Source organism: Olsenella uli, assembly GCF_016899935.1.
GTDB classification, from domain to species: Bacteria; Actinomycetota; Coriobacteriia; order Coriobacteriales; family Atopobiaceae; genus Thermophilibacter; species Thermophilibacter uli_B.
In genome coordinates this window covers 1-246 of the sequence record NZ_JACJJK010000092.1, presented here as the reverse complement: position 1 = coordinate 246, position 246 = coordinate 1, and the positions used below count along the sequence as shown (strand labels likewise).

Here is a 246-nt window from a genome sequence, read left to right as displayed (position 1 = left end):
GTACACAATTATGCAAAGAGCGATGGCCGCCGGGCACCGGATCTTCGAGGTGATCGACGTGCCGGTGACCATCGCCGACAAGCCCGACGCCATCGAACTGAAGGATGCCCCGGCCACGGTCGAATTCAGGAACGTGACCTTTGGCTACGACCCCAAGCGCCCCATCCTGCACGACATCAGCCTGATGGTGCGGCCCAAGGAGGTCGTCGCCCTGGTGGGTCCGACGGGCTCAGGCAAGACCAGCAT

At 63.0% G+C, this 246-nt stretch carries 1 pseudogene; it reads left to right on the top strand.

The features are described from left to right. Positions 1-246 (top strand): annotated as a pseudogene (locus tag H6A07_RS09975) (ABC transporter ATP-binding protein); the annotation flags it as partial.